Origin of the sequence: Anaerostipes sp. CAG:276 (genome assembly GCF_000432215.1) — a bacterium.
GTDB classification, from domain to species: domain Bacteria; phylum Bacillota; class Clostridia; order Lachnospirales; family Lachnospiraceae; genus Anaerostipes; species Anaerostipes caccae.
Map to the genome: position 1 here is coordinate 116,035 of NZ_FR889207.1, position 24,861 is coordinate 140,895.

Annotated in this window: 31 protein-coding genes; 30 read left to right on the forward strand and 1 reads right to left on the reverse strand. The window is 41.3% G+C overall.

Annotation, left to right across the window (positions count from 1 at the left end; translation table 11 throughout):
• The 5 genes from QVP35_RS15855 to QVP35_RS15875 all read left to right on the forward strand — a co-directional run.
• On the forward strand, positions 1-213 hold a 213-nt coding region (locus QVP35_RS15855; protein ID WP_288187984.1), incomplete at its 5' end, for an ACT domain-containing protein.
• A gap of 12 nt (positions 214-225) precedes the next feature.
• Positions 226-1,590 (forward strand): PFL family protein, encoded by a 1,365-nt coding sequence (locus tag QVP35_RS15860; RefSeq protein ID WP_006567295.1) that lies wholly within the window; start codon positions 226-228, stop codon positions 1,588-1,590.
• Positions 1,591-1,592: 2 nt separating this feature from the next.
• Positions 1,593-3,041 carry an aminoacyl-histidine dipeptidase gene (locus tag QVP35_RS15865; protein ID WP_009289873.1) on the forward strand — a complete coding sequence of 483 codons (1,449 nt, stop codon included), beginning with the start codon at positions 1,593-1,595 and terminating at the stop codon, positions 3,039-3,041.
• Between the two features lie 62 nt (positions 3,042-3,103).
• The gene (gene tyrS, locus QVP35_RS15870) at positions 3,104-4,336 is read left to right on the forward strand and encodes a tyrosine--tRNA ligase (RefSeq protein WP_006567293.1); all 1,233 of its coding nucleotides are present in this window, start codon (positions 3,104-3,106) and stop codon (positions 4,334-4,336) included.
• Between the two features lie 76 nt (positions 4,337-4,412).
• Positions 4,413-4,730: a TfoX/Sxy family protein gene (locus QVP35_RS15875; RefSeq protein ID WP_022261409.1), complete on the forward strand. Its 318-nt coding sequence runs from the start codon at positions 4,413-4,415 to the stop codon at positions 4,728-4,730.
• Between the two features lie 48 nt (positions 4,731-4,778).
• Here the strand turns inward: QVP35_RS15875 and QVP35_RS15880 are convergent, their stop codons facing one another.
• Positions 4,779-5,069, reverse strand: coding sequence for a hypothetical protein (locus QVP35_RS15880; RefSeq protein ID WP_022261410.1), 291 nt, complete (start codon positions 5,067-5,069; stop codon positions 4,779-4,781).
• A gap of 214 nt (positions 5,070-5,283) precedes the next feature.
• Between QVP35_RS15880 and QVP35_RS15885 the strand changes: the two genes are divergently transcribed.
• The 25 genes from QVP35_RS15885 (at position 5,284) to QVP35_RS16000 (ending at position 24,853) form a co-directional block, all read left to right on the forward strand.
• Positions 5,284-5,712, forward strand: a complete 429-nt coding sequence (locus tag QVP35_RS15885) for a hypothetical protein (RefSeq protein ID WP_009289871.1) — start codon at positions 5,284-5,286, stop codon at positions 5,710-5,712.
• Positions 5,713-5,724: 12 nt separating this feature from the next.
• On the forward strand, positions 5,725-6,561 hold the full coding sequence (locus QVP35_RS15890) for a DUF5685 family protein (RefSeq protein WP_006567288.1): 837 nt from the start codon (positions 5,725-5,727) through the stop codon (positions 6,559-6,561).
• Between the two features lies 1 nt (position 6,562).
• Positions 6,563-7,180 carry a J domain-containing protein gene (locus tag QVP35_RS15895; protein WP_022261411.1) on the forward strand — a complete coding sequence of 206 codons (618 nt, stop codon included), beginning with the start codon at positions 6,563-6,565 and terminating at the stop codon, positions 7,178-7,180.
• 25 nt (positions 7,181-7,205) lie between these two features.
• Positions 7,206-8,939, forward strand: a complete 1,734-nt coding sequence (gene dnaK, locus QVP35_RS15900; protein ID WP_022261412.1) for a molecular chaperone DnaK — start codon at positions 7,206-7,208, stop codon at positions 8,937-8,939.
• A gap of 918 nt (positions 8,940-9,857) precedes the next feature.
• On the forward strand, positions 9,858-10,040 hold the full coding sequence (locus QVP35_RS15905; RefSeq protein WP_022261413.1) for a hypothetical protein: 183 nt from the start codon (positions 9,858-9,860) through the stop codon (positions 10,038-10,040).
• A gap of 69 nt (positions 10,041-10,109) precedes the next feature.
• Positions 10,110-10,484, forward strand: a complete 375-nt coding sequence (locus tag QVP35_RS15910; RefSeq protein ID WP_022261414.1) for a hypothetical protein — start codon at positions 10,110-10,112, stop codon at positions 10,482-10,484.
• Positions 10,485-10,732: 248 nt separating this feature from the next.
• Positions 10,733-11,047, forward strand: a complete 315-nt coding sequence (locus QVP35_RS15915; RefSeq protein ID WP_022261415.1) for a YdcP family protein — start codon at positions 10,733-10,735, stop codon at positions 11,045-11,047.
• A 13-nt stretch (positions 11,048-11,060) separates the two neighbouring features.
• A complete protein-coding gene (locus QVP35_RS15920; RefSeq protein ID WP_022261416.1) occupies positions 11,061-11,444 on the forward strand; it encodes a YdcP family protein in 384 nt (127 codons plus the stop codon).
• 5 nt (positions 11,445-11,449) lie between these two features.
• On the forward strand, positions 11,450-11,695 hold the full coding sequence (locus tag QVP35_RS15925) for a hypothetical protein (protein ID WP_022261417.1): 246 nt from the start codon (positions 11,450-11,452) through the stop codon (positions 11,693-11,695).
• Positions 11,679-13,088 (forward strand): FtsK/SpoIIIE domain-containing protein, encoded by a 1,410-nt coding sequence (locus tag QVP35_RS15930; protein WP_334290785.1) that lies wholly within the window; start codon positions 11,679-11,681, stop codon positions 13,086-13,088. Before QVP35_RS15925 ends, QVP35_RS15930 begins: the two co-directional genes overlap by 17 nt.
• A complete protein-coding gene (locus QVP35_RS15935) occupies positions 13,085-13,468 on the forward strand; it encodes a hypothetical protein (RefSeq protein WP_022261419.1) in 384 nt (127 codons plus the stop codon). The genes QVP35_RS15930 and QVP35_RS15935 overlap by 4 nt, the downstream gene beginning before the upstream one ends.
• Before the next feature lie 243 nt (positions 13,469-13,711).
• On the forward strand, positions 13,712-14,896 hold the full coding sequence (gene mobT / locus QVP35_RS15940) for a MobT family relaxase (protein ID WP_022261420.1): 1,185 nt from the start codon (positions 13,712-13,714) through the stop codon (positions 14,894-14,896).
• A gap of 63 nt (positions 14,897-14,959) precedes the next feature.
• Positions 14,960-15,178 carry a hypothetical protein gene (locus QVP35_RS15945; RefSeq protein WP_022261421.1) on the forward strand — a complete coding sequence of 73 codons (219 nt, stop codon included), beginning with the start codon at positions 14,960-14,962 and terminating at the stop codon, positions 15,176-15,178.
• A gap of 15 nt (positions 15,179-15,193) precedes the next feature.
• On the forward strand, positions 15,194-15,394 hold the full coding sequence (locus QVP35_RS15950) for an antirestriction protein (protein ID WP_022261422.1): 201 nt from the start codon (positions 15,194-15,196) through the stop codon (positions 15,392-15,394).
• Positions 15,395-15,559: 165 nt separating this feature from the next.
• On the forward strand, positions 15,560-16,021 hold the full coding sequence (locus tag QVP35_RS15955) for an antirestriction protein ArdA (RefSeq protein WP_022261423.1): 462 nt from the start codon (positions 15,560-15,562) through the stop codon (positions 16,019-16,021).
• On the forward strand, positions 16,022-16,411 hold the full coding sequence (locus tag QVP35_RS15960; protein WP_022261424.1) for a conjugal transfer protein: 390 nt from the start codon (positions 16,022-16,024) through the stop codon (positions 16,409-16,411).
• Positions 16,398-18,842 carry an ATP-binding protein gene (locus QVP35_RS15965; protein WP_022261425.1) on the forward strand — a complete coding sequence of 815 codons (2,445 nt, stop codon included), beginning with the start codon at positions 16,398-16,400 and terminating at the stop codon, positions 18,840-18,842. The genes QVP35_RS15960 and QVP35_RS15965 overlap by 14 nt, the downstream gene beginning before the upstream one ends.
• Before the next feature lie 3 nt (positions 18,843-18,845).
• Positions 18,846-20,912: a CD3337/EF1877 family mobilome membrane protein gene (locus QVP35_RS15970; RefSeq protein ID WP_022261426.1), complete on the forward strand. Its 2,067-nt coding sequence runs from the start codon at positions 18,846-18,848 to the stop codon at positions 20,910-20,912.
• Positions 20,909-22,078, forward strand: coding sequence for a lysozyme family protein (locus QVP35_RS15975; RefSeq protein WP_022261427.1), 1,170 nt, complete (start codon positions 20,909-20,911; stop codon positions 22,076-22,078). Before QVP35_RS15970 ends, QVP35_RS15975 begins: the two co-directional genes overlap by 4 nt.
• An 18-nt stretch (positions 22,079-22,096) precedes the next feature.
• Complete coding sequence (locus tag QVP35_RS15980; RefSeq protein ID WP_022261428.1) at positions 22,097-22,348, forward strand: hypothetical protein; 252 nt, start codon at positions 22,097-22,099, stop codon at positions 22,346-22,348.
• A gap of 13 nt (positions 22,349-22,361) precedes the next feature.
• Positions 22,362-23,273 carry a conjugal transfer protein gene (locus QVP35_RS15985; protein ID WP_022261429.1) on the forward strand — a complete coding sequence of 304 codons (912 nt, stop codon included), beginning with the start codon at positions 22,362-22,364 and terminating at the stop codon, positions 23,271-23,273.
• Between the two features lie 204 nt (positions 23,274-23,477).
• Complete coding sequence (locus QVP35_RS15990; protein ID WP_022261431.1) at positions 23,478-23,852, forward strand: hypothetical protein; 375 nt, start codon at positions 23,478-23,480, stop codon at positions 23,850-23,852.
• Between the two features lie 143 nt (positions 23,853-23,995).
• Positions 23,996-24,223: a hypothetical protein gene (locus QVP35_RS15995; RefSeq protein ID WP_022261432.1), complete on the forward strand. Its 228-nt coding sequence runs from the start codon at positions 23,996-23,998 to the stop codon at positions 24,221-24,223.
• Positions 24,224-24,371: 148 nt separating this feature from the next.
• Positions 24,372-24,593: a DUF6906 family protein gene (locus QVP35_RS16755; RefSeq protein ID WP_408608830.1), complete on the forward strand. Its 222-nt coding sequence runs from the start codon at positions 24,372-24,374 to the stop codon at positions 24,591-24,593.
• Complete coding sequence (locus QVP35_RS16000; protein WP_022261434.1) at positions 24,578-24,853, forward strand: hypothetical protein; 276 nt, start codon at positions 24,578-24,580, stop codon at positions 24,851-24,853. Before QVP35_RS16755 ends, QVP35_RS16000 begins: the two co-directional genes overlap by 16 nt.
• The last annotated feature ends 8 nt before the right edge of the window (positions 24,854-24,861 follow it).

Below are 24,861 nucleotides of genomic sequence, written 5' to 3' on the forward strand. Positions count from 1 at the left end.
TGTACCTATCTGGCCAACAATCACGTGAACATTCTGGATATTTCCCAGACGATCACAGGAGGATTTTTCAACATGATGATGGTTGTGGATTCTTCCGAGGCGACAAAAGATATCACCATATTCTCAGAGGAATTAAAACAGATCGGAGAAGAGTTAGGCGTTGTCATTCAGGCACAGAACGAAAAAATTTTTAATGTAATGCACAGGATTTAACGGGGGTCTGAAATGATAAATATTAATGAAGTAATCGAAACAAATAAGATGATTTCAGAGATGAATCTGGACGTCAGAACCATCACCATCGGGATCAGCCTGCTGGACTGTGTCGGCTCCACCCTCTCTGAAGTAAAAGAAAATATTTATAATAAAATCACAACAGTGGCGAAAGATCTTGTGAAAACCGGGAAGGATATTGAAAAGGAGTTTGGGATTCCTATCGTAAATAAAAGGATTTCCATTACTCCGATCGCACTGGTGGCGGGGAATGTCTGCAAGACTTCGGATGACTTCGTAGAGCTTGCAAAGGTGCTTGACAAGGCCGCAAAGCAGGTGGGCGTCAATTTCCTCGGAGGATATTCTGCACTGGTGAGCAAAGGCATGACGAAAGCGGATGAACTGCTGATCCGTTCCATACCGAAAGCCATGGCAGAAACGGATTTTGTCTGCTCTTCTGTCAATGTCGGAAGCACAAAGACCGGCATCAACATGGACGCCGTAAAGCTGATCGGCGAGATGATCAAAGAGACTGCCGAACTGACCAAAGACAATGACTGTTTAGGATGCGGAAAGTTTGTCGTATTCTGCAACGCTCCGGATGACAATCCGTTTATGGCGGGCGCCTTCCACGGCGTGACAGAGACAGATTCCGTGATCAATGTGGGAGTCAGCGGCCCCGGCGTTGTGAAGCGTGCCATCGAGCTGGTGCACGGGGAGAATTTTGAAGTTCTCTGTGAGACTATCAAGAAGACAGCGTTTAAGATTACCCGAGTGGGACAGCTGGTTGCCAAGGAAGCATCCAAACGCCTTGGAATTCCGTTCGGCATCATCGACCTTTCCCTTGCGCCGACCCCGGCAGTGGGTGACAGCGTTGGAGAGATTTTAGAGGAGATCGGTCTGGAGTACACAGGTGCACCGGGAACTACGGCGGCTCTTGCCATGTTAAATGACCAGGTGAAGAAGGGCGGTGTCATGGCATCTTCTTACGTGGGAGGTTTAAGCGGAGCTTTTATTCCGGTCAGCGAAGACCAGAGGATGATCGATGCGGTCAATGCAGGCGCCCTGACTCTGGAGAAATTAGAGGCTATGACCTGTGTCTGCTCCGTGGGACTTGATATGATCGCTATTCCGGGAAAGACAAAAGCATCAACGATTGCGGGACTCATCGCCGATGAGATGGCTCTCGGAATGATCAACCAGAAGACTACCGCAGTCAGGATCATCCCGGCCATCGGAAAAGATGTGGGAGACCAGGTGGAATTCGGAGGTCTTTTGGGATATGCTCCGGTCATGCCGGTCAATGAATTTTCCTGTGATGATTTTATTAACCGCGGCGGAAGGATTCCTGCGCCGATCCACAGTTTTAAAAATTAGAGGTGAAGACTTTTGGGGTATTAGACCATTTAGAACCAAAAAAAGTATTTAAATATTTTGAAATCCTGACAAAGATTCCTCATGGCTCTTACAACTGTAAGGCCGTGAGTGATTTCTGCGTGGACTTTGCCAAAAAGAGAGGCCTTTTTGTGATTCAGGACGATCACTATAACGTGATCATCAAAAAGGAGGCCTCTCCTTCTTGTGCCCATAAACCTGCCCTGATCCTTCAGGGACATCTGGATATGGTATGCCAGAAGGACCAGGGCAGTCCGGTGGATTTTACAAAAGACGCGCTGGAGCTTCAGATCGACGGGGACTTTGTCTCTGCCAAGGGAACGACGCTGGGAGGAGACGACGGTATCGCGGTGGCCTACTGCCTGGCGCTCCTGGATGATGATTCGATTCTGCACCCTCCTCTGGAAGTGGTGTTTACCACAGAGGAAGAGGTGGGCATGGAGGGAGCTACAGCCCTCGACACATCGGTCCTTGAGGGAAAGTACCTTTTGAATATTGACTCGGAAGAAGAAGGAATCCTGCTGGCGGGATGTGCCGGGGGAACGACAGTCAAGGTTTCTCTCACGCTTAAATATAAAGAGATGCAGGGAAGCCTGTGCAGAGTCTCCATTACCGGTCTTTTAGGCGGGCATTCGGGAACCGAGATCGATAAAAACCGTGCGAATGCCCATATTCTGATGGGGCGGCTGCTCTGCTGCGTAAAGGGGATTCATATAAGCCGAATCTATGGGGCTTTGGAGCAGAAAGACAATGCCATTCCCAACGAGTGTTATGCAGAATTGATCTGTGAGGACAGAGAAGCGATAGAAGAGGCGGCGGCAAAGCTGCTTCAGAACTTTAAAGAGCAGGTTCAGGGTACAGATGACGGCATGGAAGTGAGACTGGAATTCTCTGAAATGGAAAAGAGGGACTGCCTGACTCAGGATGCGCAGGATGCAGTGCTTTATTTTCTTAACCATACTCCAAACGGCATTCACACGATGAGCCGGGATATCGAAGGTCTGGTGGAAAGTTCATTAAACCTGGGGATTCTTAAGATGGACGGAGAAGAAATCTCATTTTCTTTCGGTGTGCGCAGTTCGGCGCCTTTTTATAAAGAGGAGCTGGCAGGCTGCCTTGAGTCTCTGGCCCGGAAGCTTAACGGCAGTTATGAGCGGGTCAACGATTACCCTGCATGGGAATACAAGAAGGATTCGGTTTTAAGAGACGTATTTTTGAAGGCTTACCGGCAGATGTACGGAAAGGAAATGAAAGTGGAGATGATTCACGCAGGACTGGAGTGCGGCATTTTTGCATCCAGAATCGAGGGACTGGATATCGTGTCTTTCGGACCGGATATCTTTGATATTCACACGACTGGTGAGAGGCTTTCTGTTCCTTCCGTTAAAAGGACATGGGAACTGCTGTTAAAGATCATCGAAGAGTTTCCGTAAAAGCCAGAATCTATTACACGGCTGAAATTGAAAATGAACAATTTAGATAAAGGAGTAGACCAATGAGTGAAAATGTATACGATATTTTGCAGGAAAGAGGATTTATCGCTCAGACGACCCACGAGGAACTGCGCGATCTGCTTGGAAAGGAAAAAGTAACGTTCTATATCGGGTTTGACGCTACCGCAGACAGCCTTACCGCAGGACATTTCCTCACGGTCATGGCCATGATGCATATGCAGAGAGCGGGGCACAGACCGATTGCCCTTTTAGGGGGCGGAACGACGATGATCGGAGACCCTTCCGGCAAGTCTGACATGCGCAATATCATGACAAAAGAAACCATTGAACACAATGCCATGCGTTTTAAGGAGCAGCTGTCCCGGTTCATCTCATTCGACAATGACAAAGCAATCCTTGAGAACAACGCTGACTGGCTTTTAGATTTAAATTATGTAGACTTTTTAAGAGAGATCGGAGTCCATTTTTCTGTCAACAAGATGCTGACAGCTGAGTGCTACAAACAGCGCATGGAGAAGGGACTTACGTTTTTTGAATTCAACTATATGCTCATGCAGGCATATGATTTCTTAGAGTTGAACCGCAGATACGGTTGTACTCTGGAAATGGGCGGAAACGACCAGTGGAGCAATATTCTTGCGGGTGCGGATCTGATCCGCCGCAAGGAGCAGAAAAATGCGTTTGGGCTGACACTTACCCTGCTTACCAGAAGCGACGGCGTGAAGATGGGCAAAACTATGTCGGGAGCCGTCTGGCTGGACCCTGAAAAGACTTCTCCATATGAGTTTTATCAATACTGGAGAAATATCGAAGATGTGAAGGTAGAAGAGTGCCTCGGACTCTTAACGTTCCTTCCGATGGAAGAAGTGAGAAGACTTGGAGCGCTTCAGGATGCCGAGATCAATAAGGCAAAAGAAGTGCTGGCATATGAAGTGACAAAGATCGTTCATGGTGAAGAAGAGGCGAAGAAGGCACAGGCCGGAGCAAAAGCCTTGTTTGTACAGGGTGCGGCCAGTGAGGATGCGCCAGTGCATGAGTATTCCAAGGCACAGCTTGAGGAGGGACTTGATATCCTGACTCTGCTGGTAGATACGAAACTCTGTTCTACAAGATCTGATGCCAGAAGGACTGTGACCCAGGGCGGTGTATCCGTCAACGGGGAGAAAGTGACAGACTTTAAACAGGTGTTTACTTCGGCAGATTTTGACGACAAAGAACGTCTGCTCCTGAAAAAGGGAAAGAAGAAGTTCTGCCAGGTCAAAGAAGGAAATTAAAGAGAAGATTTGGAACAGGACATACAGCTGTCCTGTTCCTTTTGCTATTCTAAGGATAATGACAGGAGGTGAAGATATGGCTTCAAGCGTTGAATTCGCAGAATATGTATGCGGTCAGGCAGAGGGTGCCGGAGAGGTTTCTTACAGAAAAATGTTTGGAGAGTACGGTATTTATCTGGACGGAAAATTTATAGGTGTCGTCTGTGACAACCAATTTTTTGTCAAGATCACAAAGGCCGGAGAAGAAATCCTGCCTGAGTGTCCGAAAGAACCGCCCTATGACGGGGCAAAACCCTATTTTCTCATAGAAGAGCTGGAAGACCGGGAGCTGCTCTGCCGTTTTCTGAGAGCTTCTTTTGAAGAACTTCCGGTGCCGAAACCAAAGAAAAGATAATCAGCAGACAGCCGCTTCCACATGAAAGAGGAAGCGGCTGTCTGAGGGTTAATGGAAATTTTTTTGGATTTCATTGAGAGCTTTTTGTGTATAAGGGTCTCTCTGGTCGATGTGCTGAATGACGGACTTGATCTTTTCTGCATCCCTGGAGCCTGCTGTTTTAGAAAGGGACAGGACAAACAGCAGCAGGATGATAGAAAAAATCGTGCGAAGCTTCAGAAAAGACCAGTAGCTGGCGCTCTCTTCCGGTTCTGTGTGAAACGGATCGGAATGGGAGGCATATTTTTGATTTAATTTCAGTTTTTCCTGCTCCATGCGAAGCCTTGTTAAATCTGTCATCTCATCATCTCCTTTGTTCATTATATGAGGCATGTATGTTTCTATGACACAAAAAGTTCAAAGATTTTATAATTTCTTTATGTTTTCCATCAAACGAAAATGCTATAATGTTATCTATGACATTTTCCACATGATTTCCGTTCGGCTCTTAGAATGCCTCACTCCAATCATGTAGAAAATGGACGTAATATCTGCTGGAGCAGGCTGCTTAGAGGTGCATTTGAATGTTAAGAAAGGTGAGATGATGAGAGATAAGATTCAGAATTTTTTAAGAGGGCGTTACGGCACAGATTCTCTTTCAAAATTTTTGCTGATTTTGGCTTTGGCGGGGATGTTTCTTCCTATTTTTATAAAGAAGGCGTTTGTGTTTTATTATGCGGGACTTCTTTTGCTGATCTATTCCTATTTCAGGATTTTTTCCAGGAATATTGCGAAGAGATCGGCTGAAAATGCGGCATTCCTCAGGAAGACCAGCAAGATTACCGGGTTTTTCAGGAAGAAGAAGCTTCATTTTGAACAGCGGAAAACGAACAAGTTTTTCCGGTGTCCGGGCTGCGGTCAGGATATCAGAGTGCCGAAGGGTAAGGGGAATATCGTGATCACCTGTCCGAAATGCCGGAAAGAATTCCAGGCGAGATCGTAAAAGGAGGTTTGCATGTTTGGATATTTGATTGTCAATAAGCCTGAGATGAAGATCAAAGATTATGAACGGTACCGTGCCTATTACTGCGGACTGTGCCGGAGGCTCTATAAGCATTACGGAAAGAAAGGCCAGCTGACACTGAGCTTTGACATGACGTTTCTTACCATTTTATTAAACGGGCTTTATGAGCCGAAGCTTCATTCCGGCAAGCATTTCTGCGGACTCCATCCAGCAAAGAGGCAGAAGGTTATGTGCAATCAGCTGAGTGACTATGCGGCGGATATGGGAATTCTTCTTACTTATTATAATCTGCTGGATGACTGGCAGGACGAGAAGAAGCTTAAAAGTCTTCTGCTGGCGGATAGCCTCAGGAAATCATGTATGGAGATCACTCGGAGATATCCGAGACAGAGCCGGGCTGTCAGAGATTATATAAAGAAGCTTTCAGTCTGTGAGAAGGAAAACACGGATCAGCTGGATCGTGTGGCAGGCCTCACGGGAACGATGCTCGGAGAGATTTTTGTCTTCCGGGAGGATGAGTGGTCTGATGATCTGAGAACGATGGGATTCTTTCTTGGAAAGTTCATTTATCTGATGGATGCCTACGAAGATTTATCCGATGATCTGAAGAATGGACGGTACAATCCATGGAGTTTATATGCGGAGGGCAAAGAGTTTGATCAGAGAGCAGAGACGGTCCTGACCATGATGATGACGGAGTGTGCCGCTGTGTTTGAACGACTGCCGATCTTGAAGGATATTGAAATTCTCAGGAATATCATTTATTCTGGAGTATGGACGAAATTTGAGATCGCAAAGAACAGAAGAAAAGGCAGTGAGGAAGAATGAGATGGATGAAGCATATACAATCTTAGGCGTATCCCAGGATGCGACCGATGAGGAAATAAAAAAAGCATACCGGAGGCTGAGCAAGAAATATCATCCGGATGCTAACTTAAATCAGCCGGAATACGCAGAGCGGAAATTTAAAGAAATCCAGGAGGCCTATAAAAAGATCATGGACTTCAGAAAGTACGGAGCGTCCGGCGGAAACCCATATGGAAATCCATATCAGGGAGGACAGTCCTCCTACGGGGGATACGGCAATGCCGGAACCGGTTCGGCAGAGATGACGGCCGCCTATAATTATCTGCGGGCAGGTCATTACCGGGAGGCTCTTCAGGTGCTCGGAAGTATATCCGAGAGAAATGCACAGTGGTTTTATTTCAGCGCTGTGGCAAACATGGGCATCGGCAACAACGTAACCGCGCTGGAACATGCGCAGACAGCTGTGCAGATGGACCCTTCCAACATGGAATACCAGATGCTTTTAAAGCAGATTCAGCAGAGCGGAAGCTGGTATCAGAACATGGGCTCCGGATATGGAAGAAGTACGATGGGAAGCAGCTGCTGCATGCAGCTTATTATGCTGAATTGTTTTATCAATTTCTGCTGCAGGCCTTGTTAACAACGGAACATAAACAGGAGGACTTATGGGTAAGATCATAGGGATTGATTTAGGGACGACCAACAGCTGTACTGCCGTGATGGAAGGCGGAAAAGCCGTTGTCATACATAATGCAGAAGGTTCAAGGACGACGCCGTCGGTCATGGCTTTGACCAAAAACGGAGAAAGACTGATCGGAGATGCGGCCAAAAGGCAGTCTGCGGCGAACCCGGAACGGACAGTGTCATCTATTAAACGGCATATGGGGACGGATTACAGGGTGAAGATCGACGGAAAGAAATATCTCCCACAGGAGATTTCCGCCCAGATCCTGATGAAGTTAAAGCAGGATGCCGAGAGCTATCTGGGTATGGAAGTGACGGAGGCAGTGATCACCGTGCCTGCATATTTTAATGACGCCCAGAGACAGGCTACCAAGGATGCGGGAAGGATCGCAGGTCTTGAGGTAAAGCGCATCATAAATGAACCTACCGCTGCGGCGCTGGCCTACGGTCTGGATAACGGGACGGAGCAAAAGATCATGGTCTATGACCTGGGAGGCGGTACTTTCGATGTGTCGGTCATTCAGATCGAAGACGGCGTGATCGAGGTGCTGGCAACTTCAGGAAACAATCACCTGGGAGGTGATGATTTTGATGAGGCAGTGGCAGCGTATCTGGTGGAAACTTTTAAGAAGACAGATGGAATTGATTTGAAAAAAGATGTCCAGGCAATGCAGCGGATCATGGAAGCCGCAGAGAAAGCTAAGATCGAACTTTCCAGCATGTCTGAGACAAATATCAACCTGCCGTTCATCGTCGTGGACCGGGGTGAGACACACCACATGGACATTCAGCTTACGAGGACAAAGTTTGATGAGCTGACTTACAGCCTTGTATCAAAAACCGAAGAACCGGTCAGAAACGCGCTGAAGGATGCGGGACTGTCCGCAGGAGAAATCAACAGGGTGCTGATGGTGGGAGGATCTACAAGAATTCCGTCCGTACAGCGGAAGGTGGCAGAGATCACCGGAAAGCGCCCGGACCAGTCTTTAAATCCCGATGAGTGTGTCGCGCTGGGGGCCGCCATCCAGGGAGGGAAACTGGCAGGAGAGGCCGGAACCAATGAAGTGCTGCTCATGGACGTAACCCCGCTTTCCCTGTCTATAGAGACAATGGGAGGAATGGCTACAAGGATTATTGAGCGCAACTCGACAATTCCGACCCGTCACAGCCAGATCTTTACTACAGGCGCTAATTTCCAGACAGCCGTGGATATCAAGGTTCTCCAGGGAGAGCGGATGATGGCCAATGAAAACAAGGTCATCGGCAATTTCCGGCTCAAGGGGATCAAACGGGCCGTGAGAGGGGTGCCTCAGATTGAAGTGACTTTCGATATCGATGTCAATGGTATCCTGAAGGTATCGGCAAAAGACCTGGGGACCGGAAAGGAACAGAGCGTTGTGATCACCTCAAGTTCCAATATGTCGGAGGAAGAGATCGAACAGGCAATCCGGAATGCAAAAGAAAATGCAGCATTTGATGAGGAACACAAAGAAGCGGTTCAGTCCTATCATGAGGCGGAAGAGACACTTGTCAGGGCGGAACAGTATCTTGCAGAGCACAAGAAAGAGATCGAAAAAGAAAAGAAGAAAGCCATCAAAGATGCAGCGGCAGATTTAAAAAAAGCGCTCAAACGTGTGAAGCTTGAAAAGATTACGAGGGAACAGGCCGGTGAACTGAACAGAGCGAAAGAAGAACTGCTTTCAGTTTTGCCGTAAGATGAAAAAATCAGAATAAAGATTGGATATAGTAGGAACCATGTTCAGAAAAACAGGTTCCTACTATATTTTATTTGGAAAGCCAGGAGACAATTTTAAAAAAACGTAAGTTGTATAATGAAATTGAACTAAAGGAGAAGTCCTAGTTCGGTTTCATTTTTTTGATTTAGGCAGTGAAGTGATTGCCAGATTGAATTAAATAAAAAAAGAGATTCCAAGTTGGCGCTTGAAACCTCTTTGGGACTTATCTTTCGATAAGACAATATAATAACAACTTTATTCTAAAGTATTATGTCTTAGAAATCAAGGAACGTTCGTTCTAAAAATCCCATTTTAATTTCGGAAATACTGTGAACATTGACAACTGAATGAGTGCCGTCTGAGGATATAGTAATGTCGTACATAGAAATGTGTTTGAGACTTTTAAGTTGGTTTTATGTATTACCGAGATAACGCCAGCGTTGGCTGGGCTGTAAGGGATATTGCAGAATAATACGTGCCTTTAAGAGAGTAGGGAATAAACCGTGGGCATAGGAAAGACAAGACAGAGAACAGCACCGCCTCATTCCCAGAGGTAAAAGGGAGGAAGGAGGTTCAATTACAGATTATTTTAAAAATACTTTTTTTAGATTGCTTAATGGCATAAACAATAAAATCATTCATTTTATTCTCTATCCCCATAGATGTTATTAAGCAATCTATATATTTCTATAAATCTAAGATAATTATATTTAGTAAATTATTTTAGGTTTGTAGAAAAAAATCACAACTGCAAAAAAGAAGAATAAAAAATCAAAATCAACGACCGAAGACACCCAAAAGACGACAAGTGGCCACGGCCTACGACAACCAGAAAGCTGAAACCGACTACAACGGAGCGGTTCGATGTAAATTATGGTCCTGAATAGGAGGAGAATTATGGAGAAAATCATAAACGTTTTATTTATAGGAAATATTATTCTTTATATATTCATATTTTTAGAGTATTTAATATATCTAAAAAAGAATAATGAAAGTATTCTGGAGGATAGAAATTTTGCAATGTTGGTATCTGGAATGTCATTTCTTCTAACTATGTCTCTGGCATTAAAATGGAGATAGGAGTAAAAAAGCATTGGGAAAATACTAAAAGATAAGAATAAAACAAAAATTAGAATTTAAGGAGGAGATATGACAATTATTTACTTTGTTGTTTTGTCTATTGTGATTATGTTTTTAGGCATGTTGATTTGTATTTGTGTAGATTTTTTTAGTCTTAATGAATCTATTTTATCCGTATTTTGTGTTATTATCATGGGTGTTTTGTCTTTTAGTCTGTCTCTTTCCATTTCAAATGTTGACAAACAGAAAAAGGAAGAAATAAAACAATCTCTAAGTTCCATAGAGAATAAATTGTCATCTGGATATTCATTAAAATATGAGGATGATGTAATTACTTCAAAGGGAACCAAAAAAGATGTATTGAGGGAATATGAAAAGTCCCCATCTGATTATTATATAGATTATGATGCTAAAGATAAAATTGTAAAAATAATTAAAAAATAGAGAAGTGAGAGGAGTATTATGGGAAAAGTTTTATTTTCAATGAATTTTATAGTTTTATATTATTATTTATTGATATAAAGGAGGGAAAAAATATGAGGATTCGAGAGCCGCCTAATAATACGACATTTGGAAGCAGATTCTACTTGCTGGAAAATGCCGTAAACTAGGGGTTTGGGGAGCGTAACTCCCCAAGTAGAGAATAATTAAAAGAATGAAGAAATATCAAAATTATTAAAGGAGGAAAATTAATGAATTTAAAACATGTAATACCAGATATGGAGAAAACATTTGGAACTCTGGAATTTGCCGGAGAAGGAGAAGTTGAACAGGGTCGGGTAAATAATCGTATGACTGTTATTGGTCGTACATATAATCTGTTTTCTGAGGTGCAGAAAGCAGATGATGTTATGGTTTTACTCCCTGCTTCGGTGGGAGAGAAACATTTTGAATTTGAAGAAAAGGTAAAACTGGTAAATCCACGTATTGTGGCAGAAGGATACAACATTAATGGTCGTGGATTTACAAAATACAAAATGTTGGCAGATGACATGGTAAAAGCGTAAGAAGGAGGAAAATATGAGATTACCAGAGGGAATTGTAGTAGATAAAGAAAGGACGTTTGGGCAACTAAAGTTTTCGGCATTACGCCGGGAGGTTCGGTTGACAAATGAGGATGGAACAGTATCAGATGAAATTAAAGAACGCACTTATGATCTGAAATGCAGGGAACAAGGCTGCATGATTCAAGTTAGTATCCCGGCTGATGTGCCTGTGAAAGAATACGAATATAATTCGTTTGTTGAATTGATAAATCCTGTTATTGATACCGTTGCGAATGCAACATTTAGAGGTGCCGATGTTGACTGGTATCTAAAAGCGGATGATATTGTTTTGAAAGGAAAAGGGCAGAATAATTCAAATCAACCACCTAAAAAAGAGGTGTCGGGAAAGAAGGAATAAAAAAAATGAGTAATATTATAATCTTGGATCAATATATCAAGGATTTTGAAAGTGTTGTGTTACCAGAATTTAAATCTAGGGCAGAAGAGTTGCTCTATGATGCTGTGGAAACTTGTGATCCGGGTGAGAATCTTGAAGTTTCTGTAGAAAGCGATATGTGTAAGGATCACATAGAGCATATTTTTCGGTTTTACGAACAGCCAGACGAAGAAACAGGCGGCCTTGTAATCTGTTATGGAGGATTTTATTAAAAAAATGAGATTTTTTGCAAAAGGAAAGCGGATCAGGATAAGAGATAAAAACCTGATCTTTTCTTTTGTCTTTTTTTTGCTATCTCCTATCTTCCTTAGCGTTTTTTTGCTATTGAATTGGTGGCAAATTTCGGATTTTAGTGGGATTAGTTTGCATAACTTGGACCAGATCAAATGGAATATCAATTTTCCGTTTGTCCTTTTTTCTTTCTGTGTGACTGTACTTGTCTGTGTGGCGGTTGCATGGTCTTATCATTATTTTCGGATAGATCAATGGAAACAACGGGTGCATCGTCAGGAAATAGCCCGGATGTTGCTTCAAAATGGATGGTATGAATCAGAGGCGGTACAGTCTCAGGATTCGTTTTTTAAAGATCTTCCGGGCGGTAGTAAAAGCAAAGAGAAGATTACATATTTTCCCAAAGTCTATTATACGCTGGATAATGGAATTATCCGAATTAATGTAAGAATCACGATGGGAAAATATCAAGATCAACTTTTGCATTTGGAAAAGAAATTGGAAACGGGGCTATTTTGTGAGTTGATTGTAAAAGAACTTAAGGAATCCTATGTGGAGTACGAGCTTTTGTATGATACGATTGGAAGCCGGATCAGTATAGAAGAAATGGAGATTTCAAACGGCTGTCTAAAATTAATGGATAATGTTTACTGGGAATATGACACATTGCCACATATGTTGATTGCTGGAGCGACTGGAGGAGGGAAGACGTATTTTCTTCTTTGTATCATTTGGATGTTACTTCATACAAATGCTGTGTTGACGATTCTTGATCCGAAAAATGCCGATCTTGCCGATTTGGAAACGGTTCTGCCAGATGTTCATCACAGGAAAGAAGAAATGATTTCTTGTATTGAACACTTTTGTGATGAAATGCTAGAAAGGAACGAAGCAATGAAGCGGATGCCGGGTTATAAGACCGGGGAAAATTATGCCTATTTAGGCTTGGAGCCACATTTCCTCGTCTTTGACGAATATGTGGCTTTTATGAATTTGTTAGGGAATAAGGCAAGTATGCCAGTAATGGAGAAATTGAACCAGATTGCGATGTTGGGTCGGCAGTCTGGTTATTTTATTATCTTAGCTTGTCAAAGACCAGACGCAAAATATCTACAAGATGGGATGCGTGACCAGTTCAATTTTCGTGTGGCATTAGGCCGCATGAGTGAATTAGGCTACTCCATGATGTTTGGAGAGCAGGATAAGGATTTCTTTTTCAAGCGGACAAAAGGCCGTGGATATGTAGATGCTGGAAATGGGGTCATTTCTGAGTTTTATACTCCGTTAGTCCCAAAAGGATATGATTTTTTAAGGGAAATCGGGAAATTACAAAGACAAAGAGTCGGACAACACAAAGAAAGGATAGAAGAATGATCGAAAAGAATGTGGAATTTCTAAAAATCACAGTTGGGTATTTGGATACAGAAGAAAGGATGTGTGGTCTTTGCGTTAATTACGGGCAGTTTGCAGAAGATATGTATAAGATTATGGATTCCGAAGTTTTACAATGCCTGTTGACTTATGCTGGAAGTAAGAGTTTGAAAGAATATTTCTCTGACAACGTGCATGATCTTCTGGCGGAAGTATTGGATAAAAAAGGGGAATTCTCTGATCGGTTTTATTTAAGATTAGGGGAAGCTGTTTGTGATTTTGAATTATCTTTTCCCAATCAAGACAGCGATCTTTCCAAAGAAGAGAAGAAAATTTTGGAAGATGTTGATGTGATCTTGCGGTATCTTAGGGTCCGTATGTAAGTAAATAGGTAGCACAGGCGGCACAGGCGGCGTGCGAAGCGGAAGCCGTAGGTGTCGCCTGTTGCTGGTGCGGCTTGCCGCACCAGCAAATTAAAACCCCCGGACACTAACAGGGGGGTACAAATGCAACTGTCAACAGTCTAAAAGTCCTGTAAACATCAGGGCTTAGAGGACTTTTTCAGGGTGTCAACAAGAATGCCTCTAGTTGACACTTTTTTTTTAATTGAGAATTGGGAGGTATGAATGAATGCATGGGTACAAGAATTTAGAAAAAAGCGTCTTGATTACGGTATTTCGCAAAGCAAACTTTCCGTGGCACTAGGAATTAGTCGACAGTACCTAAATCAAATTGAAGGTGGAAAAGCTGTTCCACCGGATGATACAAAAAAAGTGATGGAAGAAATTTTGGAAAGGTTTAATCCAGAAGCGTCGCTGACACTTCTTTTTGATTACGTAAAAGTTCGATTTCCAACGACGGAAGTCGAATGGATCATCAAAGAAATTTTGAAACTGAATATTGATTTTATGGTGCATGAAGATCATGCACCAAACAATTATCAAGAAAGTTATGTTATCGGAAATATTTTTATCATGGCATCGGATGATGTAGAGAAAGGAGTGTTGCTAGAGTTAAAAGGAAAGGGATGTCGGCAGTATGAAAGCTTCTTGGAAGCACAAGGCCGATCGTGGTTTGATTTTTTTCAAGCTTGTATGTCGGTTAAAGCCGTCATGAAACGGCTTGATTTGGCGATCAATGATATGACCGGGATCTTGAGTGTACCAGAACTGACAAGGAAATGTCAGGATCGTGAGTGTATTACAAGGTTTCGTACCTTTAAGTCTTATCGCTCCGGAGAATTGATTAGAAACAGAGAAGAAGATCGTTTGGGAATGGGAAATACACTCTATATTGGATCCTTAAAATCGGATGTTTACATCTGTTTATATGAGAAAGATTATGAGCAGTATATCAAGTTTGGTATTCCCGTAGATGAAACGCCCATCAAAAATCGGTTTGAGCTAAGACTTAAAGATGATCGGGCACAGCATACTGTAGAGGATCTTTTATATCGTTACGATCTGGAAACAACAGTCTTTTCAATTATTAATTATTATATCCGGTTTATAGACCGGGATGATACAAAACGCCGGGCGGATTGGAAAACGAATATTCGTTGGGCGTGTTTTATTGGAGAAAACCGGGGAAAGTTAAAACTTACAACTGCCCCGGAACCATACACATTGGATAGGACAATGAATTGGATTGCTAGACAGGTAGCTCCGACTTTAAAGATGGTTTTAGGTCTGGATGCCATACGGGAGACAGACCTATTGAATGAAATGGTAGAACATGCGGAATTGACAAAGAAGCAAAAGAAAATATTGGAACAGGAAAAAGCCTCCATTGAGGAGGTGATTTTAATGTAGTTGAAAAATGGAAAATTAACGTAACTAAAAATTAATGAGATAATAATAGAAAGGAAATAGAAAATGAATTTTGGTGCAAACATTCAGAGTTGGTTGACTAGTAATTTACAGCCTTTAGTGTTAGTTGGTATCTCTGTTATTGGTGTTTATCTACTTTTTAAAAGAGAGATGACGAAACTTTTGGGGTTTGGCGTTGTTGCTCTTATTGCGGTAGGTTTAGTATTCAATACGGCGGGCGTAAAAACATTGTTATTAAATCTGTTTAAGAAAATTATAGGATAGAGGGGGAAGTAAAAAATGGATCAGGAATGTCGAATTTATCCTGAATGTAAGTCTATGGAGGAGTTGGCTTATCGAAAACTTATTATAGATGGGGAATTAGGAGATATTCCGGATCCCATCCGAAAATACATAGATTATGCAGACTATGGAGATTTCTTGTACCGAACAGGAAATTATGAAGTAACAGACTATGGAATCTGCGAATATAAAAGATAAGCCAAAACAAAAAAATGAGATTCCCCCTATGGGAGATGGGCATAGGGGGTAGGGGGTGAAGGAATGGTACAAAAGTAATTTATTTAAAATTTAATTGAGAAAGGAGGACGGAGTTGCGGCCGCATAGCTAGAGAAAAAATATGGAATAGAAAGAAAGGGGAAAAAGTGAGAGTTTGTTTAAAAAATAAAGAAAGTAAAGATGAAACAGGGACATGGTTTGTGATGCCTACGAATGTCACAGCAGTTGAATATATTTTAGGGAAAGGAAGTTATGTAGTCGTAGATACAGAACTTCCTTTTTTCTTGGAAAAAGGGGAATATGATTTAGAGGAATTAAATCGTGCATGTGAACAAATAGAATCAATATCGGATTTTATTCCGATAGAAGATATTGAAGAAATAAGGAAAAAGTGGTTCAGTAATATTTTTGAGTTGCTGAATCATGTTGATGAATTAGAATATTATCGATGTTGTAGGTCGATGTGGGATGTGGCAGAAAGGATGCTGGAAACTGAATTATCGGAAGCCCGGAGGAAGGACATTGACTTGGATGCTTATGCAACTGATCTGGAAGCAGAAAGAGATTTTCTGATTACAGAAACAAGTGTCATTGAAAGGAGAAAATAGTTGAAAAAAGTAAAAAGTTTTACGAATATATGGAGTGTAGAAAAAGTTTTATATTCTATTAATGATTTTAAGCTTCCTTTTCCTGTTACATTTAGTCAAATGGCGTGGTTTGTGGCAATGTTTCTTTTCATTATTATGTTAGCGGATGTGCCGCCATTCTCCATGATTCAAAATGTTTTGATTAAGTATATCTGTCTTCCTGTTGGGATAACGTGGTTCATGAGTCAAAAGGCTTTTGATGGGAAAAAACCATATCGTTTTATAAAATCGGTTTTTTCTTATTATCTACAGCCTAAAGTTACCTATGCGGGGAAAGCGGTCAAATTAAAAAAAGAAACTATGAATGAATCAATTACATATGTAAGGAGTGATTTATATGTTCCCGATTAAATATATTGAAAACAATCTGATATGGAATCAAAGCGGTGAAGTCTATGCCTATTATGAAATGATTCCATATAATTATTCTTTTCTTTCCTCGGAAGAAAAAGAACAGGTTCATAACAGGTTTCGTCAGTTGATTGCTCAGCAACGATCAGGAAATATTCATGCGTTGCAGATCGCTACGGAATCAAGTATCCGGGCAACGCAGGAAAAATCAAAGGAATTAGTTACATCCGCATTATCGGATGTGGCAATGGAAAGAATTGATGCTCAGACGGATGCGCTTGTTGAAATGATTGGTGATAGCCAAGTGGCGTATCGCTATTTTTTTGGGTTTAAGTTGGTTTTAGATGATCAGGAAATGAATTTGCAAAATTTCAAGGAGACTTTTAAGGAGACTATCCGAGATTTTATAGGCGAAGTAAATAGGAAAGTTATGGGTGATTTTCTGAGTATGAGCGACAAAGAAATTCGCCGATATTCAAAAGCTGAAAAACTTTTGGAAAATAAGATTGGAAGGAGATTTCAGTTCCGAAAAGTTACCAAAAATGATATTGGATATATTTTAGATCATCTTTATGGTCAGGTGTCGGTGCCATATGAAGAGTATGAATATTCTCTTCCGAAAGAAAAACTAAAAGGGGAAACGCTTGTAAAGAGGTATGATCTTCTACGTCCATCCCGATGTCTTATAGAAGAAAAACAACGGTCTATGAAGATTGTGGGAGAGAAACAGGAAACTTATGTTTCTTGCTTTACAATTTCTAATATTGTTGGAGAGTTAGAATTTCCGGGATCGGAAATTTTTTATTATCAGCAACAGCAATTCAATTTTCCGGTTGATACTTCTATGAATATAGAAGTGATAGAAAATCGAAAAGCACTTACAAAAGTGAGAAATAAAAAGAAAGAGCTTAAGGATCTGGATGATCATGCCTATCAAAATGATAGTGAATCATCTGAGACAGTAGTAGAAGCTTTGGAGGATGTTACCGAACTGGAAACGGATTTGAATCAGACAAAAGATTCTATGTACAAGATTAGCTACGTGATCCGTGTTTGTGCAGACAGCGAAGACGAACTCAAAATGAGATGTGATGAAATTAGGGATTTTTACGATGATCTGGAAATCAAACTTGTTCGTCCGTTTGGCGATATGCGAGGCTTGTTTGAAGAATTTATTCCAGCAAGCAAACGTTTTGAGGACGACTATATTCAGTATGTCACTTCTGATTTTATCGCAAGTCTTGGGTTTGGTGCAACGCAACAGCTTGGAGAAGATCATGGAATCTACATTGGGTACAATGTGGATACCGGAAAAAATGTCTATATTCAGCCAGCTCTTGCGGCACAGGGAGTAAAAGGTTCGGTAACGAATGCATTGGCTATGGCGTTTTTAGGTTCTTTAGGGGGTGGTAAATCGCTCTCTGCTAATATGATTATGTACTACGCCGCATTGTTTGGTGCTAAGGTTCTTATTCTGGATCCAAAATCCGAGCGTGGAGGATGGATAGAAAATCTTCCGGAAATCAGGGATCAGCTAAATATTGTAAATTTAACATCAGAGCAAAAAAATCGCGGACTGTTAGATCCTTATATTATTTATGAGGATCGAGAGGAAGCAAAGAATCTTGTGGTGGATATTCTCACTTATTTAACAGGAATTTCCAACAAAGATCCTGAGAAATTTCCGATTTTGATGTCCGCTATCCGGGAAGTCACGGACAGTGAAAGACCAGGGCTTTTAAGCGTCATTGACGTATTAAAAAAACAAGGGACAAGAGAAGCGTCCTTGATTGCAACGCATATAGAAAGCTTTGCGGACTGTGCTTTAGGAATCCTTTTGTTTTCATCTGGAAAGGTAGAAGGGTCTATCAGTCTTGATAAACAGCTAAATGTTTTGCAGGTTGCTGATCTGATACTCCCGGAACCGGATAAAGAAGCAGATAGTTATACAATCACGGAGGTCCTCAGTATTGCAATGATGATCGTCATTGCATCGTTTGCGTTAAACTTCATTCAAGAAGACCGCTCTGTCTTTAAGGCGGTGGGTTTAGATGAAGCGTGGAGTTTCTTGCAGGTAACACAGGGAAAAGCACTTAGTAATAAACTCGTCCGTGCAGGACGTGCGATGAACGCAGGTGTTTATTTCATCACTCAGAATGTGGATGACCTTTTGGATGAAAAAATGAAAAATAACATTGGAATCAAGTTTGCGTTCAGAAGCACAGACTTGACAGAGATCAAAAAAACATTGGAATTTTTTGGACTTGATCCAGAAGATAAAGGAAATCAGGAACGACTTCGGAACTTGGAGAATGGTCAGGCATTAATGCAGGATTTATATGGACATATTGGAGTCATTCAATTTCATCCGGTCTTTGCAGATTTGTTCCATGCGTTTGATACTCGTCCGCCAGTGGAAAAGGGGGCATGATAAGTGAAGAAAAAGAAGGTATTGAAAATCCTTGGAATTATCATTGCTGTTGCAATTGGTATTGTGATTGCTTTGGCATGTTTGGGCAATGTTGCCCAGGCGGCTGGACTGGTTGATTCTACGATTGATAAAAACCATGCGTATTCTCGTTATGGACTTGATAATTACCAGCTTGATTTCTATGTAGATACGGGATGGGATTGGCTTCCTTGGAACTGGGGAGACGGGATTGGAAAAAGTGTCATGTACGGCGTGTACATGATTACAAACTTTATTTGGCGTTTGAGTTTATATATCTCGAATGCTACGGGATACCTCGTTTCCGAAGCGTTTAAATTAGATTTTATTACCAAAATGGCTGAGACGGTTGGAAAAAATATTCAGACACTTGCGGGGGTTACAAAGAAAGGAATTTCTACCGATGGTTTTTATGCTGGATTTTTATTGTTCTTTATTGTGATTGTGGGTGCTTATGTGATTTATACAGGGCTTTTAAAGAGAGAAACAACAAAGGCGGTTCATGCAGTGGTCAATTTTGTTGTTGTGTTTTTAGTGTCTGCGTCATTTATTGCTTATGCCCCTGATCTTATCAAAAAGGTGAATGGTTTTTCTACGGACATAAGCAGTGCGGCATTAAGTTTAGGAACGAAAATCACAATACCGGATAGTTCTGTAAAAGGAACGGACAGTGTGGATCTTATCCGGGATAACTTATTTTCGATCCAAGTCCGACAGCCGTGGCTGATCCTTCAGTATGGTTCCACGGATGTAAAAAAGTTAGGAAAAGACCGGGTGAAAGAACTGGAATCAACCAGTCCAAACAAAAATGACGGAGAAGACCGGGAGAAGGTTGTAAAAAAAGAGATTGAGGAAAAGAAAAATAATAATTTAACAACAACGCAAGTAGGGAATCGGCTGGGAACTGTGGTATTTTTGTTTTTGTTTAATATCGGAGTTTCTTTTTTTGTAGCTTTATTTGCCGGAATGATGATTCTTTCTCAAGTTTTGTTCATCATTTTTGCAATGTTTTTACCGATCAGTGCTCTTTTGTCTATGATCCCTGGATATGAGGGAACTGTCCGAAGAGGTGTTGAAAAGTTGTTTAATACGATTATGAGCCGGGCCGGGATCACGTTAATCATTACGGTTGCATTTAGTATTTCCACGATGTTTTATTCGGTATCGAAAAGCTATCCATTTTTTATGACAGCATTTTTACAGGTTCTTACCTATGCAGGTATCTATACGAAACTACCTGATATTCTGGGCATGTTTAAGCTGGAAAACGATGGACAACAGACAGGAGGAAGAATTTTCAGGAAGCCACAAATGTTTTTGCGGCGGCAGACACGACGTATGGAACGCAGGCTTAGAAATGTTGTTCCCGCAGGTGCGGCTGGAGCCGTAGGAGGTGCTGTTGGAGCCAGCCTGAGCAGACAGGAAACAGGAGGAAAACGAGATAATGTAGGGGCACGGACTGGACAAAAAATAGGTGCTGTCTTAGATACGCCGCAAAAAGTTGTTGATAAAGCAAAAATGGCAGGAGAGAAGATCAAAAGTGTTCCTACACAAGCCAAATATGCGGTTTATAGCAATGTAGAGAACTTGAAAGAAGGTATAAAAGAAGAGCCGAAAGAACGTAAAGAAAAAAGGGAAGAAAAACTTCAAAACCATCGTAAAACGGTTGGAGAAAAGCGCCGGGAAATGGAACAGAAGAAACAAAACCGGAAAGAAGAGCCACAGAGAGAACAAGTCCATAAACGCCCGGTAACGTCTTCGGAGCAGATGCAAAGTAAGAATCGGAATCGGGGAAATGTCCCTGTAGGAGAAAAAAACTCTTCTCAGGATTCTGTAATGAAAAATGAACAGAGAAGACAAAATGTTTCAAACGATACTTCTACGGGCAGAGGAACTTCTTTTGTAGAAAAAGAAAGAAGTAGAGAACGTGCTTCTGGTAACTTTGCATCAAAAGAATTGAATAAGGAACGTTCTTCTATTAATACGGGGCATCAGGATAAAACAAGTCAGCCGATGCCAAGAAGACAGAATAGAGGGAGGAATAAGCAATGAAAAAACTTGGAAAAGTTGCTGGTGCTACTCTTCCTTTTTTTGCGCTTGTTTTATTCATGTGTGTGCTGGTTGCAGATGATGATGATGATTCTGGTTCTTCCAGTAACTTTGGGGCAATCGGGATTTCACAGGAAGTTGAAGCCCGCCGTCCTATGGTCCAAAAATATTGTGACAAGTATAAAATATCTGAATATTGCGATCTTGCACTTGCACTTATGATGGCAGAGAGTGGAGGAAGAGAACCAGACCCGATGCAGGCCGCAGAAGGAGCCTATGGTCTGTATTGTTTGGTAACAAAAAATAAAAGCGGCGGCCATGTTCAAGGGCCAAACGGAATTCCGACAGGCCATGCGGAGTGTTCGATTAACGCCGGGGTACAGGAATTAAGGGATGCCCTAAAAAAAGCGGATGTGGATTCTCCTACGGATATCGATCATATCAAAGTAGCGATTCAGGGATACAATTACGGTATGGATCGCTGGATTGCATGGATTAAGAAGCATGGTGGGATTTACACTCTTGCACTTTCAGAACAGTATAGCCGGGAGTGTATGCCCGCCGGGGCGAAAGGAACCCCGAACCATGCGGAAAAAGTCATGCGGTATTATTCCACCAGCACTGGAGATTCTTCCGCAGAGGTTGGGACGCTGGAAGGGAACTGTGGTCTTAAGGTTGTGTACTATAATCAAGGAGATGCCGCATGGTGGAAACTTCCATATGGTACTGGAACAATTAAAAGTGGCGGCTGTGGGCCAACGTCAATGGCAATCTGTATTTCCACGCTAACCGGAAAAAAAGTAAATCCACGGCAGACATGTGCTTGGTCGGAGAAACATGGATACTGTCAGGGAAACGCAACGATGCATGCTATAGTTCCGGCACTTTCAAAGGAATATCACCTAAAGTGTAAGGCAGTGAAAAAAAATAAAAAGCAGGTGATCAATGCTTTAAAAACGGGGAAATTAGTTGTGGCTCTTATGGGGCCAGGACATTTCACAAATAATGGGCACTTTATTGTGTTAACGGGAATAAAAGATGGAAAAATCACAGTAGCAGATTGTGGATCAAGAAAAAGAACGCAACAGACATGGAGCCTTGATCTTATCGCCAGTGAAGCCAAATCTGATGCCAGTGCCGGTGGGCCATTTTGGATAATTTCAAAATAAAAGAAAGGAAATGTGTAAATGAAAAAAATAGGAATAGGGATTGTGGTTTTGGTGGTATGTGTGTTTGTTGCCTGTACGATATGGAAACCAAGAGAAGAAAAAAAGACAAAGGCAACGACTGAAATAGCAACAGAGGATGAAACTATGACGGAAGCACCTGTAGAGACAACTACAGAGGAAGAATATACCGAAGCACCGCATGACACTTCGGATTGGGAGGTACATAAACCAGCAGATACCAGCCCCGATACCGGAGCACCGATTGAATAGGAAAGGAGCTTATATGAAAGGCATAAAAAAGCAAAAAAAAGAAAAAAAGCAGAAACCGGAAAAAGTCCGGGTAATGAAAGTTGGGGTCCACAGAAAATCAGTAATTTTTCTGTGGATTCTTTTGATTTGTAGTGTCGCTTTTGGAATCTACAAGAATTTTACTGCGATTGACATGCATACGGTGCATGAGAGGAAAGTAGAAAAAGAAAAACTAGTGGACACAAACGGGATAGAAAACTTTGTTCGAAACTTTGCAGAAGCGTATTATACGTGGAGTGCCGGAGACAGCGGCGTAGGTGATCGTTCGGAAAAGGCAGGAAAGTTCTTGACAGAAGAACTTCAGACCTTGAATGCGGATGTGTTAGGACAAAAAGTTTCTACGTCTTCCAGTGTGAAAGACGTGGAAATTTGGTCTGTTTCGCCGTCCGAAAAGGACAATGAGTACAAAGTGATTTTCTCTTTAAAACAGGAGATCAAAGAGGGAAGTAAACAAAAGGAAGTATCTTCTGTATATCGTGTGGTCGTGCATGTAGATACAAGTGGAAATCTGGTCATTGTTCAAAATCCAACGATCAGCAGTGTGCCGGAGAAAAGCGGCTATCAGCCGGAAATTGCGGAGGTAGATGGATCAGTCGATTCCAAAACTTCACAAGAGGTAACAGATTTCCTTAAAACATTCTTCAAACTGTATCCACAAGCACAGGCAAAAGAACTCAGCTACTATGTCAAAGGGGATGTTTTAAAACCTGTGAATAAGGAAAGTTATTCCTTTATGGAACTTTTAAATCCGGTGATACAGAAAGACGGAGAGAAGATCAAAGTTTCTGTGGCGGTCAAATATCTGGATCAGGAGACAAAGGCAGTACAGATCAGTCAGTTTAACTTGAAGCTTCAAAAGGATGGGAACTGGATGATTGTAAGGTGAGGTTAAGATTCTCGCCGATAGAAGTAAACAATGACCACAAGCAAAAGAAATAGGAGATAGCCTCCTAGTAATGATGTTAGGAGGTGCTCCCACTTTTCTTTGTAATAAGTAGTTTTAAGAGAGATGAACAGGAAAGAAGCAGAAGTAAAATTGAAAATGAATTTTTTTAAAAAAGAAAGAAGATTCATGGAAAGGAACTCCTAAATGGACTTTATTTATTTTGTTTTAGGTTTTTTTTTGATGCCGGCTGTGTTATATGCACTTAATAAATGTTATGGACCGCAGAAATATCAGGTGCAAATTTATTTTGAACATTTTGAATCAGTAGAAGTTGTATTATCTTCTGAAAAGTTATACGAAAATTCTTATCCTAGTATAACAGAACTTCTGAAAAATGAAAATATGATCCATGGGGATTATTTCGTTTACAAAAAAGAAGAGGAATGGATTGAAATTCCTATGAGGGAGGTGACACAAATAAAAATGAAAAAAATAGGTGGAAAGGTAACAAAAGAAAGTGATTGTAGTTTCACAGAAAAAGCAAAGATACTATTTAGAAAAATTTGGACAAAGAAATAAGAAGATTTGTTTGAATTTTTTAAATCGTTGGATTTGTGTCGGAAAGTATCGAAGCATTATGAGGACTACACAAGTCATGAGTGAACTTTATGATGCTTTTGTTTCCGGGGAAATAGAATTTTATATGCCGGAGGAATGAAGGAATGAATATGGTTGAGGGAGATTTGATCGAATTTGCAAAAGAAGTTATGAAGATGCATCAAAAAGCACTTGGAGGTCGCTGGGAGGAAGGAGCGATTCACAGTGCTTTTTGTGATTCTAATGGAGATTTTTGTATTCAATATCAAAGCGGGAATATTTATCACTATGAAGTCACTCCCTATTTTGAGGCTGAGACAGACAAGGAGTTTTTAGACCTGGAGTGGTGGTAGAAAGGAGATTGTTTAAAAGAGGTAATCATGATTAGATGGGATAAACGAATGAGGGAAAAAGTAGCCGGAAAATGTTGTCCGGTCTGTGGAAAAGCAGTAGATGAAACAACACAAGGTTTGGAATACATACGAACAAGACAGCGAAAAGATGTTTTTATTCACAAGGATTGTATCAAAAAATGGAGGTGAAAAAAAATTGAAACAAGCAAAGAAGCTGACAAGGAAACAGAAAGAGATTGTTTCGGAACATCGGTTAAATCCGGGAAACTGGATGGCCTTAGAGGATTCTAAGGACTGTTTAATTATTTGGCATAAGAAAACAGGAACGGTAAAGAAAATAAGAAAGGAGGATGTATGGAACACTTTTTAATAGAGTTGTTAAAGGGAATTCGTTTTATTGTACAGATCTTTAGTCGTTTGTTTCAACGTGTCATGAATTGTTTTTCTTTTGCTGTTTTGTTTTGTGTTGTTTGTCAAAATGGATGGCTTCCATGGCTTGTAAAAGGGAATGTTTCAGCAGAAGATTTTCAAAACTTTTTTGCTAGTGTTTTGGTCATATACTCAGTAATTTATGTTGTAAAGCTCCCGTTTTTTTTAATTCGATTGGGTGAAGGAGGTTTAGACAATTAAAAAGGAAT